The organism is Pseudonocardia nigra, from assembly GCF_019396355.1.
Lineage (GTDB): Bacteria > Actinomycetota > Actinomycetes > Mycobacteriales > Pseudonocardiaceae > Pseudonocardia > Pseudonocardia nigra.
In genome coordinates, this window is record NZ_JAHKRK010000240.1 from 1 (window position 1) to 11205 (window position 11205).

The window sequence follows — 11205 nt, forward strand, 5'->3', positions numbered from 1 at the left end:
GGGTCCAGCGCGGCCAACCCCCGCTCGTTGAAGGCGTGCACCACATCGCGCACGGTGTCCTCGTCCGCAGCCACCAGGCGGGCGATCGCCGGAACCGGTGTCCCCGACGACGACGCCATGATGATCATGGCTCGGCGGACCCGGATCGAACCGTGCTTGCCCCGGCGCACGATCTGGGTCAACCGCTGACCCTCCTCGTCGGTGAGCCTGCGCGCTCTGACCGGCTCTGCCATCCGACCCCCACCTCGATCCCCGACCTGACGTCGAGATCGAGAGTGAGATCAACAGGACTCCAATTCGGGGACGCTGACCGGCGTGTCGCCAACCCGGTGAACGTTCATGGTCAACGCACTAGCGGGCTTTCGGGCGATCGCGACGTGCACGCAAGGGTCGATCGAACGTGCAATAGCACGGGACCGGCTGGGGTCGCTACCGCGCCCAGTACGTCTACCGCTGACAGCGGGTGGAGTGTCGGCACGCGGTGGTGGAGCCGTATCCGGACCCGGCGGCGGTGGCAATGGACTGGTGCGTTCGCGGGCAGCGGATCGGGGACCGGGAGCGGCCGCTGTCGGCCAAGACCTTGGCCCGGATCCGGGCCGGGCTCACCCGGTACGCGCGGCCGATGACATTCGAGGCCCGCGGGAACGCCTACGTGCGCACCCGCCCCGACGGGCGCCCGGTCTACTCCCGTACCTGGCCGGTCGACCAGCCCACCGCCACCCTGACCACTACCGAGACGCGAGCGCTGTGTGCCGGTCGAGGGCCGCGAGGGCACGACCGCCGCGCCGGTGGCGGTACCGCTGCGGACCCAGTCGACGCGGGCGGAAACTGCGCTCGTCATGCCAGCCGGCGGGACAGGGAACGACGACGCACGCAGCAGCGAGGAGCCGTTCCGGGCGCGCACCGCGCGGGAGGCGGAGGGGATCGCGTTCATCGCCGAGTTGCGCGGCGGCGGGTCCACCGCCCGCGACGTGCGCGAGCCGCTGGCCACGGTGACCGCAGCCGGCAACCACCACATGCTGGTGCGGCACAAACGGCACGCGGGGACGGCGGGGGATGTGCACCCCCGCCAGCGAGCCGGCCCGCACGCTCACGACGGCGGGGCATCAGTCGGTGGTCGGTGGCCGCACCCGCTACCCGCGGTGGAGGACTGCACGTTCCGGATGCTCGAACTGGCCGAGATTCAGGCGGCGATGGCATTCCGCCGCGACTACCGGGTCCGCGGCACCCGCCGCGAGCAGGTGCGCCAGCTCGGCAACGCCGTCACCCCGCCGGCCGCCGAGTGGCTGATCCGGGCCGTTGTCGAGTCCCTGGCCTGAACCCCGGCAGCAATCCCACGGCGGCGTAAGGCGTCGCGCTGGCCCTGCTCCGCGTGGCGGGGACATGGAAGAACTTGCCCACAGTTGCCACTTGCTCGCGGGTCCACAGAGCAGCGGTGCCGCCGGGGCAAGCGGTGTGCTCGAGCTGCTGGTCACCGGGTTTCAGGGTCCTCGCAGGACGCGGAATGCATCCGCCTAGACAGATGCCTGACGCTAGCATAGATTCGCTTAAGCGGATTGGACGGTGCGGTGATGGGTACCCACGTTGGCAGCAGCTCACGGTCGGTCTCGCCCCGGTCGGCTCGTGTCGTCAGGCCGACCGGATCCGCCCCCGGACTCCAGGAGGTCGCCTCGTGAACGACAGCCGCGCGTTGGATCTGGCCGTGATCGGCTCTGGTGGCGCTGCCATGGCGGCCGCGATCGCCGCCCGGCAGGCCGGCAAGTCGGTGGTGCTGGTCGAGCAGGACACCCTGGGTGGGACTTGCGTGAATGTGGGCTGTGTTCCGTCGAAGACGCTGCTGGCCGCGGCCGGTGCCCGGCACTCCGCGCTGGCCAACCCGTTCCCCGGTGCGCCGACTTCGGCCGACCCGGTCGACCTGGCCGCGCTGGTGGGACAGAAGGACGAGCTGGTTGGGCGTTTGCGGCAGGCCAAGTACGCCGACGTGGCCGCCGCCTACGGCTTCGAGGTCCGGCCCGGCCAGGCGCGGTTCGTCGCCGAGGACATGCTCGAGGTCGACGGGAAGCCACTGAAGGCGCTCACGTATCTGATCGCGACCGGCGCGGAACCGGCCCGCCCCGCCCTGCCCGGCCTGGAGCAGGTGGACTGGCTGACCTCGACCACGGCGATGGAGCTGAGCGAGCTGCCCGACTCGCTGGTGGTGATCGGCGGCGGTTATGTGGGGATGGAGCAGGCGCAGCTATTCGCCCACCTCGGCGCCCGGGTCACTGTGGTGGGTCGGCTCGCTCCCGCAGCCGAGCCGGAGGTGGCCGACGCGCTGCGCGGGGTGTTCGCCGACGACGGGATCACCGTCATCGAGGACCGGGCCGTCCGAGTTGAATCCGACGGCGGGCAGGTCGCCGTGGTGACCCGCGGCGGTCAGCGCGCGGTCGGGCAGCGCCTCCTGGTCGCGACCGGGCGCACCCCGCGCACCGCGTCATTGGATCTCGACGCGGCGGGGGTGAAGACCGACGACCGCGGCTTCGTGGTCGTCGACGAGGCTCAGCGCACCTCCAACCCCCGAATCTTCGCCGCCGGTGACGTCTCCGGCGCCCCCCAATACGTTTACGTCGCCGCCGCCGCCGGGCGAGTGGCCGCGCTGAACGCCACCGCCGCGGCCGGGCCACGGCCGGCGACCGTCGATTACACCGGGCTGCCGGCGGTGGTGTTCACCCGCCCGCAGCTCGGCTCGGCAGGGCTGACCGAGGCCCAGGCGCTGGCGGCCGGGCACCGCTGCGACTGCCGCGTCCTGGCGCTGTCGGATGTGCCGCGGGCGCTGGCCAACCGGGACACCCGTGGTGTGGTCAAGCTGGTCGCCGACGCCGACACCGGGCGGGTGCTGGGCGTGCACGCCGCCGCCGAGGCGGCCGGGGAGATCATGCTCGCCGCCACCTACGCGATCAAGGCTCAGATGACGGTCGACGACATGGCCGACACCTGGGCCCCCTATCTGACGATGGCCGAGAGCCTGCGGATCGCAGCGGGGCTGTTCCGCAACCAGATGCCCACCTCCTGCTGCGCCTGACCCGGCCGCTCACCGCACCCCCCAAACCCGGAAGGGAGATCCCTGTCATGAGCATCGACGCCGATCATCTCGCCACCCGGCTCACCGCGGCGATCAGCACGGGCTCCGCCCCCCATGGCGACGGGGTCGGCTGGCTGTGGCCGGTGCTGCTGCGCCAGCTCGCCCGCGGACGCCCGGTCGCCGTCGACGACCTCGCCCAGGCCACCGGGCGCTCGGCGGTGGAGGTCCGCGACGCGCTGGCTGGGTTGTCCGACACTGAGTACGACGAGCAGGGCCGGGTGGTCGGGCACGGCATCACGCTGCGCCCGACCCCGCACCAGTTCACCGTCGACGGCCACCGGCTCTACACCTGGTGCGCCCTGGACACCCTGATCTTCCCCGTCGTGCTGGACCGGCCGGCTCAGGTCGTGTCGCCGACACCGGGTAGCGGCGAGCCGGTCCGCCTCGACGTGGATCCGGCTGCCGGGGTCGTCGCGCTCGAGCCCGCGACCGCCGTGGTGTCGGTTGTCGTCCCGGACGCCTGCGGCAGCGTGCGGTCGGCGTTCTGCAACCAGGTGCATTTCTTCGCCAGCCCGTCCGCCGCGCAGGAATGGCAGACCGAACATCCGGGCGCCGAGGTGCTGCCCGTTGCCGAGGCGTTCGGCCTGGGCCGTCGCCTCGCCCAGAACCTGCTCGGCGACGAAGCATCGTGCTGCTAGCTAGCCGGGTCCGGGAACAGTGTTACGGACAGGCCGTGCCGATGGGTCCCGGGGCGCAGCGAGGCCGCGCAGCATCAGGTCCAGGCCCAGTTCGAACTGGGCGTCGGGGTCACCTCGGCCACAGAAGATCTCGGCGACGCCGACCAAATCGCCGGGAATCCCGGGTCGGAGCAGGTCGCTGACGGCCGACGCGCAGCCGGTTTCGCCCAGGCCCCAGTGCGCCTCCGCGAGGGCGGAGCCGAGGGCGTACGACGTGATGGTACGCAGCAGGTCATAGGCCGGCCCTTCCGGAGAGCTGTCGGCGACGGCGGCGATGATCTGGGCCTGGATGATCCGCAGGGCAGGTTCGGGCATGACCCGGTGGCTGATGATCAACGGTGCGGCGTTCGGGTGCCGCCGGACGATGGCGCGCAACGCGCGGGCGAACGACCGGACCCCGTCATGCCACCCGGCCGCGGTGGTGACAGCGCCAGTGACAGCGCTCTCGACCTCCGTCCACAGCACCTCGACCACGCCGTCGAGGAGGTCGTCCTTGTTCGAGACGTGGTTGTACAGCGACATGCCCTTCACACCCAGCTCGGCGCCGAGCTTGTGCATGCTCAGCGCCTCCAGCCCGTGCGCGTCGATGTAACCGAGCGCTGTCTGCAGGACCCGCGGCCGACTGAGTGGGCTGCGCTGATCGGTCGCGCCACCAGATCTCGTCGCCACCCTTGCCAACTTACACCGTAAGTTCTACCGTCACCCCCTCGACTTACGCCATAAGTACTGGAGGGTGCGATGCCCGAGCTGCTGCTCCCACCGCATCCGACAGCCGACACAGAGGTGCCCGCGGCCATCGAGCTGCGCGGCCTCACCAAGAGTTACGGGCCCAAGGGGACCTGATGAGCATCAACAATCTGTCCCGGACGGCGGGCGGCTCGCAGTCGCGGCTGATGACCGTGGGCGAGCTGTCCCGGCGCACCGGGGTGCCGATCAAGAACCTGCGTGAGTACACCGACACCGGCCTGATCTACACCGTCGGCCGCAGCCGGTCGAACTACCGGCTCTACGACGCGGACGCGTTGTGGTGCGTGCGGTGGATCGGCAAGCTCCGCAGCCTTGGCCTGACCGTTGCCGAGATCCGCGACCTGACCGACCCCGGGCAGGCTGACTGGCGGTGGTCGTTCGGTTCCCGGCTGGCCGAGCGGCTGCGAGTCTCCCGCCGCCGGCTGCAGGCACGAATCGCCCAGCTCGAGGAGACCCTCCAACGAGTCGACGCGTTCGAGTCCGCCTACCGCGCCGAGCTCGCCCGCGAGGGCAACACGTGCTGGGCCAACGACCCCCGGTGCCCGGCGGATCGAGAGCAGAGTGTCAACCCACCGCGGAGTGCTTGACCCTCACCCCGGGGTGAGTTCTTAGCGTCGCAGTCGAGAAACCGATCGAGTCACTGCGATGGAGGAACTGACCGTGACCACCACCAACACCGGCACCGGCACCGGGACAAGCAGGACCAGCAGGGCGAGCCACGCCATCAACGACTTCGCCGACGGGCTCGGCATCACCCTCATGAACCAGGCCCAGGACACGCTCCCGCCTCTGCAGCGCGAGCTGCACCGGGCCATCCTCGCCGTGTTCGTCGACACCGGCGCCGCGCCCACCACCGCGTGGATCACCGACCGGGCCACGCAGCTCGGCGCGGACCCCGACCAGGCCATGGCCCGGCTCGCCGCGGCCGACCTCGTCCACACCGCCAACGGCTCGGTGACCGTCGCCTATCCGTTCTCCGGCACCGCTACCCCGCACGAGGTCCAGTTCGACTACGGCCCGGCGGTGTGGGCGATGTGCGGCGGCGACGCCCTCGGCATCCCGCTGATGGCCCGACGCACGGCCACCATCACCAGCGCGGACCCGCATACCGGGGAACCGATCCGAATCCGGTACCACGGCGCCGGCGACTGGCAGTGGGAACCCGACAGCACCGTCATGCTCGTGGCCGGCACCACCGGCTGTCGCACCGCCGCTGAAGCCGCCTGCCGGCACGTCCACTTCTTCACCCGCCCAGACCACGCGCGGGCGTACCTGCAGGCCAACCCGGCATTGTCCGGGCAGGTCTACGACCAGGCCGACTCCATCGAGGTCGGCCAAACCGTCTTCGGCTCCCTCCTCGGCCGCTGAGGACACGGCCATGACGGACACGCCCACGAACCCCGCCCTGGCCGAGATCACCGAACTCGTCCGCTCGGTTGGCCTCGGCGCCTGGCGCATCACGTTTGATGATCCACATCGCCGCTTGATCGCCGGTGGCCCGATCGCCAGGGCCTTCGAAATCGTCCGTCTCGCGGTGATCGGACTTGGCTGGGTCGCCGAACAAGCCGAGCAGGTCGACGCGTGAACCACATCGACATCGACGAATTCGCGCAGACAGAGGAGGAGCGGATGTCTGAGCTGGTACTCACACCACAGGCGGCGACACGTGCACCTGCGCCCATCGCTATCGAGCTGCGTGGTCTCACCAAGCGGTACGGCAGTTTCACCGCGGTCGAGGATGTGTCCCTGGACGTCTCGGCTGGTCAGGTTCTCGGGCTGCTGGGACCCAATGGTGCCGGTAAGACCACGACGATCAAGATGATGGCCGGCCTGGTCACCCCCACCGCCGGAACGGCCCGGCTCGGCGGCTACGACATCGGCAGGCAACGCAGCCGGGCCGTCCAGCAGATCGGCGCAGTCCTAGAGGGGTCGCGCAACGTCTACTGGTCGCTGTCGGCCTGGCAGAACCTGCTCTATTTCGGACGGCTCAAGGGGCTGCGCGGGGCCGAGATCAAGCCACGGGCCGAGCGGCTGCTGCGTGAGCTGGAGCTGTGGGACCGCCGCGCCGAGCCGGTGGGGGGGTTCTCCCGCGGGATGCAGCAGAAGGTCGCCATCGCCGCCGCGCTGGTGACCGACCCGCCGATCGTGCTTCTCGACGAACCCACCATCGGGCTGGACGTGGAAGCCGCCCGGACCGTGCGGCAGTGGGTTGACCGGCTGGCCCGCGAGGAGGGCAAGACCGTCATCCTCACCACCCACCAGCTCGCGATGGCCGAAGAACTGACCGACCGGGTCGCGGTCATCCGGGGTGGCCGCATCATCACCGACCTCCCGACCGCCGACCTGCTCGACCGCTACATCGAAGACCGCTTCGATGTCGAGGTGTCCGGCACCGTCCAGGTGTCGGGGGCGGCCGTCGAGCCACTCCCGGCGAAGATCGCGACGGAGTACCCGATCGATTCCGTCAACGGCCGGACGTTCATCCACCTGCCCTCGTCCGATCAGGACGCGTTGCACGCCGTTCTGGCCCACCTGCACGACAGCTCGGTGTCGGTGCTCAGTGTCAACCGCGTACGGCCGAGCCTCGAGGACGTCTTCGTCTCGCTCGTGAAGGGAGGCTGACCATGACAACCACAGCACCTGTGCCCAGCTCCGCCATCGCGCTGAGGCTGCTCGGCAACGAGACCGCCAAGGGCGTGCGCGTGATGTGGGCGCACAAGGCACCGCTGACGCTGGGGCTGGCCTACATGGCGATGCTGTACTGGGTGATCCAGGTCTTCATCGGCGGCGGCCGCCTGGTCGGGGACGTGCTGGCGATGACGTCGGTGGCGTTCCTCGGATGGGTCGTGCTCTACATCGCGTCGCTGCGGATGGTGGCCGGCGTGCTCGAGGAGATGTACACCGGCACCCTCGAGCAGAGCCTGCTCAGCCCGCTCCGGCCGTGGGTGGCCTCGACCGGACGGCTCGCCGCCGCTCTGGTCGAAGGCCTGCTCATCGCGGCGGTCGTGGCCGTGCTCAACCTGATCATCCTGCTTGCCGTTCAGGGCGTCGAGCTGGCGTTCCGGTTGTCCGCGCTGATCCCGCTCGGGATCACCTTGCTCGACATCGCCGGCTTCGTGCTGCTGTTCGGCGGCATCGCGCTGGTTGTCAACTCGATCGGCGCGATCATCCACGTGGTCCAGAACGTGATCATGATGCTGAACGGTGCCTTCATTCCCGTGTTCGTGTTCCCCGACTGGCTCGAACTCGCCGCCAAGATCCTCATACCGACCACGCTCGGGCTCGATGCCACCCGCCAGATCCTCGTCACCGGCGCGCCGTTTCACCAGATCTGGTTGAACGGCACCCTGCTCTGGGCGGTCGTGCACGCCGTGGCGCTGCTGATCCTCGGCTGGGTGGTGTACCAGGGCGCGATCCGGCGCGGACTACGCGAAGGGCGGTTGGGAGCATGACGACCACCGCGCCTACCCCTGGATGGACAGTGCGGCGGACGCTGACCGCCGTGGGCAACGAAATCGTGAAGGGACTGCGCCACGGCTGGGGTGAACGGCTGCAGATCCTGATCGAGCTGCCGCTGTTCATCATCTTCCTGCTGTTGATCGGCTTCACCGCCGGCAAGGCCACCACCATCGCAGCCACCGGGAAGCTGGAGTGGACGCTGAACTCCCGCCACATGGCATGGCTGCTGCTCGGCTTCGTCGCCTTCACCTACACCTACCTGCACGTGCAGAAGATGTTCTGGCGGCTGCTCACCGAGATCCAGTCCGGCACGCTGGAGCAGACTTACCTCAGTCCGCTGCCGTCCTGGGTCCACGTCGTCGCCGGCCGGATCGTCGCCGCGATCGCCGAATCGGCGTTCGTCGTTGCTGCCATGTACGCCGTGACCTCCCTGTTCGTCCCGATCGATCTGCACTGGCGGCTCGACGCGCTGCTACCACTAACGCTGCTGATCGTCGGCGCCGCGGGGCTCGCGATGGCGATCGCCGGACTCACCCTGGTGTGGAAGCGGATCCCGCTGCTCAACGATGTGGCGCTGATGGTGGTGATGTTCCTCAGCGGCGCCATCCTGCCCGCCACGGAAATGCCGGGCTGGGCAGACGCCGCCGGCCAACCGCTGTTCCTGACCCACACCATGACCGCTCTGCGCACCGTCATGCTGGACGGCGCCCGGATCCCCGCCGGCGGGCCCGGCGGCCTCATCTGGATGCTCACCACCGCGGCTGCCTGGTTCGTCGCCGGCCTCGTCCTGTTCCGGATCTGCGAACAGATCGCGCGGCACCGAGGCTGCCTGTCCCACTACTGACTCGAGGCGGTGGTCGCGGCAGGAGCGGGCGTTACCGTTGGGGTTGATGCCTGCCGAAGAGGTGCCATGACCGCTGAAACTCGTCCTGCCGCGTTGTTGCCGTCCGAGCCCCTTGGTCCTGCTGTGATCGCAAAGTTCTTCCGCGCGCTGGGTGATCCGACGCGGCTGCGACTGCTGGAGTTCGTGCTCCACGAGGAGCACACGGTCCGAGAGTGCGTCGAGCATGTCGGGCTGGCTCAGGGCCGGGTGTCGAGCCATCTGGCATGCCTGGCCGACTGCGGCTACGTCGGCGCGCGACGGGAGGGTCGTTACGCCTACTACCGGGTCGCCGACCCGCGGGTCGCCGAGCTTGTCGTGCTGGCCCGGGCGCTGGCTGCGGACAACTGCGCGGCGCTGGCCGCCTGCGAACGCATCGACACTCCCACCGATGAGGCCGCCACCGATTGACGTCAGCGAGGCGAGCGCCCGAGGTGATGCCGCGTGGGTGCTCGCTGGTGCCTCACTTCACGATGTGGACTGCAAGTCGAGGCGCTGGAGGGCTTTGAGGTAGCCCTCGTTGTAGGTGGGGAACTGGGCGATCTGGTCGAGCAGCCGGTCGATCGGGATCTGCTCGCGGACGGCGAGGGCGGCGGTGTGGATCCATTCGCCGGCCTGCGGGCCGATGGCCCAGGCGCCGAGCAGCACCCGCCGGTCGCGGTCGGCCAGCACACCGAGGTGCCCGCGCGGTTCGGTCTCGTAGGTCCACGGGCGCGCGAGGGTCTGGGCCAGGTCGATCTCGGCCGCGGCGACCGACAGGCCCTGTTCCTGGGCCTGAGCGCTGGTCAGCCCGACGGCGGCGATCTCCGGGTCGGCGAACACCACTCGGGGGATCCCGTCGTAGCGGGCGGCGCGGGGGGTGCCGAGGATGTTGTCGGCCACCACCCGCGCCTGGTACATCGCGACGTGGGTGAACGGCATGACGGCGGTGACGTCGCCAAGCGCCCACACCCCATCGGCGGCGCGGCAGTGCTCGTCGACCGAGATCTCGCCCTTCTCCCCCGGCGTGACGCCGACGGCGTCCAGCCCCAGTTCAGCGGTGCGCGGTGCGCGCCCGGTCCCGACGACGACGACATCGCAGCACACCTCACCGCCGCCGTTGAGCTCCACGACGGTGTCCGCGCCGTCGCGCCGCACCCGCCGCGCCGTGGCGTCAGTGCGCACGTCGACACCGTCACCGCGCAGGTACTGCCCGGTCAGCTCCCCGACCCGCGGGTCCTCCCGGGACAGCAGCCGGGCGGACCGCTCGAGGATCGTCACCTGCGCGCCGTAGCGGCGCAGGAACAGGCCCAGCTCGACACCGACCGCGCTGCCACCGATCATCACCACCCGGTCCGGGATCTCGGTCAGCGTGGTGGCCTCCCGGTTGGTCCACACCGGTACCTGCTCCAGGCCTTCGATTGGCGGGATCACGGCGTCGGAGCCGGTGGCGATGACGATGTCGGCGGCGGTCAGCTGCTGCCCGTCGACCTCGACGGTGCCGGGGCCGGTGAGGCGGGCGGCACCTTTGATCACGGTGGCGCCCGACTTCTCATAGCCGCTGATCTGATCGCTGTCGTCGAGGTGGCGGATCATGTAGTCGCGGTAGTCCCGGGTCGCGGCCCAGTCCAGCCGAGCCCCCTCGACCCCTGCGGCCCGCCCGACCTCGCCGTGCGCCTCGGGTGGGCGCAGCAGGGTTTTCGACGGGATGCATGCCCAGTACGCGCACTCCCCGCCGATCAACTCCCGCTCGACGACAGCGACCCGCTTGCCTGCGGCCAGCAGTTGGCCCGCGGCCACCTCACCACCCGGTCCCATCCCGAGGACGATCACATCGAACTGCTGCGGGGCCATCCTGCTCTCCTATGAGGGTGCGGCTGGGTTTCGGCGAGTCGCACCGGGGTACCGCACTCACCGCATCCGCTTGTGCGGATGGGTGTCCCGTACCCGGGGCCTCGGTCAGCAAACCGGTGCGAGCGCCGCAGGGGATCGACGACGGGCCGGGGAGAAGATCGATGAAGGCGGCGGCCAGCGCCCCGATCGGGCTGATCGACCAGCTCCGACGCGACCCACGGCCGACACGAAACGGAACGCGGGACAACACAGATCCGGACAACACGCAGATGCCCGGTCAAATTGCTCGTCAGGAAGGAGAACCACTATGAGGCTGCGCACCCTGCTCGGCGATCTCGCCCTGTCCACCGCCGCCGGTTACCCAGGGCCCCGGCGTTGTTGATCTTTGTCCGGTTTGGTCGGATTCAGTTAGATGCCGTACGCGGTGAAGACGTCGTCGCGGTTGAGGAGGTCTCGTCGGGCGTGGGCGATGTTGGCGCGGTCGGCGA

The 11205-nt window shown here is 69.9% G+C and carries 13 protein-coding genes; 10 read left to right on the forward strand and 3 right to left on the reverse strand.

Going from position 1 to position 11205, the window contains the following annotated elements; genetic code table 11:
- Window positions 1-233: helix-turn-helix domain-containing protein (locus KME75_RS35485; protein ID WP_219419319.1), on the reverse strand; the 233-nt coding region annotated here is incomplete at its 3' end.
- A gap of 516 nt (window positions 234-749) precedes the next feature.
- Between KME75_RS35485 and KME75_RS35490 the strand changes: the two genes are divergently transcribed.
- The 3 genes from KME75_RS35490 (at window position 750) to merB (KME75_RS35500) (ending at window position 3759) form a co-directional block, all read left to right on the forward strand.
- The gene (locus KME75_RS35490) at window positions 750-1319 is read left to right on the forward strand and encodes a DNA cytosine methyltransferase (protein ID WP_219419320.1); all 570 of its coding nucleotides are present in this window, start codon (window positions 750-752) and stop codon (window positions 1317-1319) included.
- A 353-nt stretch (window positions 1320-1672) separates the two neighbouring features.
- The gene (gene merA / locus KME75_RS35495) at window positions 1673-3061 is read left to right on the forward strand and encodes a mercury(II) reductase (protein WP_308283385.1); all 1389 of its coding nucleotides are present in this window, start codon (window positions 1673-1675) and stop codon (window positions 3059-3061) included.
- Between the two features lie 47 nt (window positions 3062-3108).
- Window positions 3109-3759, forward strand: coding sequence for an organomercurial lyase MerB (merB, locus tag KME75_RS35500; protein WP_219419322.1), 651 nt, complete (start codon window positions 3109-3111; stop codon window positions 3757-3759).
- On the opposite strand, the gene KME75_RS35505 is transcribed toward merB (KME75_RS35500), so the two are convergent.
- Window positions 3760-4467, reverse strand: a complete 708-nt coding sequence (locus KME75_RS35505; protein ID WP_308283386.1) for a TetR/AcrR family transcriptional regulator — start codon at window positions 4465-4467, stop codon at window positions 3760-3762.
- A 173-nt stretch (window positions 4468-4640) separates the two neighbouring features.
- Here KME75_RS35505 and KME75_RS35510 point away from each other — a divergent pair, with 173 nt between their 5' ends.
- The 7 genes from KME75_RS35510 to KME75_RS35540 all read left to right on the forward strand — a co-directional run bounded on the left by KME75_RS35510 (window position 4641) and on the right by KME75_RS35540 (window position 9295).
- A complete protein-coding gene (locus KME75_RS35510) occupies window positions 4641-5132 on the forward strand; it encodes a MerR family transcriptional regulator (RefSeq protein WP_246633487.1) in 492 nt (163 codons plus the stop codon).
- Between the two features lie 73 nt (window positions 5133-5205).
- Window positions 5206-5913 carry an alkylmercury lyase family protein gene (merB, locus tag KME75_RS44230; protein ID WP_219419323.1) on the forward strand — a complete coding sequence of 236 codons (708 nt, stop codon included), beginning with the start codon at window positions 5206-5208 and terminating at the stop codon, window positions 5911-5913.
- Window positions 5914-5923: 10 nt separating this feature from the next.
- Complete coding sequence (locus KME75_RS35520) at window positions 5924-6130, forward strand: hypothetical protein (RefSeq protein ID WP_219419324.1); 207 nt, start codon at window positions 5924-5926, stop codon at window positions 6128-6130.
- Between the two features lie 44 nt (window positions 6131-6174).
- Complete coding sequence (locus KME75_RS35525) at window positions 6175-7167, forward strand: ABC transporter ATP-binding protein (RefSeq protein ID WP_219419325.1); 993 nt, start codon at window positions 6175-6177, stop codon at window positions 7165-7167.
- A gap of 2 nt (window positions 7168-7169) precedes the next feature.
- Window positions 7170-7997 carry an ABC transporter permease gene (locus tag KME75_RS35530; protein WP_219419326.1) on the forward strand — a complete coding sequence of 276 codons (828 nt, stop codon included), beginning with the start codon at window positions 7170-7172 and terminating at the stop codon, window positions 7995-7997.
- Window positions 7998-8047: 50 nt separating this feature from the next.
- Window positions 8048-8848 carry an ABC transporter permease gene (locus KME75_RS35535; protein WP_219419327.1) on the forward strand — a complete coding sequence of 267 codons (801 nt, stop codon included), beginning with the start codon at window positions 8048-8050 and terminating at the stop codon, window positions 8846-8848.
- A 123-nt stretch (window positions 8849-8971) separates the two neighbouring features.
- Window positions 8972-9295: an ArsR/SmtB family transcription factor gene (locus tag KME75_RS35540; protein WP_308283387.1), complete on the forward strand. Its 324-nt coding sequence runs from the start codon at window positions 8972-8974 to the stop codon at window positions 9293-9295.
- Between the two features lie 57 nt (window positions 9296-9352).
- Here the strand turns inward: KME75_RS35540 and KME75_RS35545 are convergent, their stop codons facing one another.
- Window positions 9353-10717 carry a dihydrolipoyl dehydrogenase family protein gene (locus KME75_RS35545; RefSeq protein ID WP_219419329.1) on the reverse strand — a complete coding sequence of 455 codons (1365 nt, stop codon included), beginning with the start codon at window positions 10715-10717 and terminating at the stop codon, window positions 9353-9355.
- Window positions 10718-11205 lie beyond the last annotated feature (488 nt).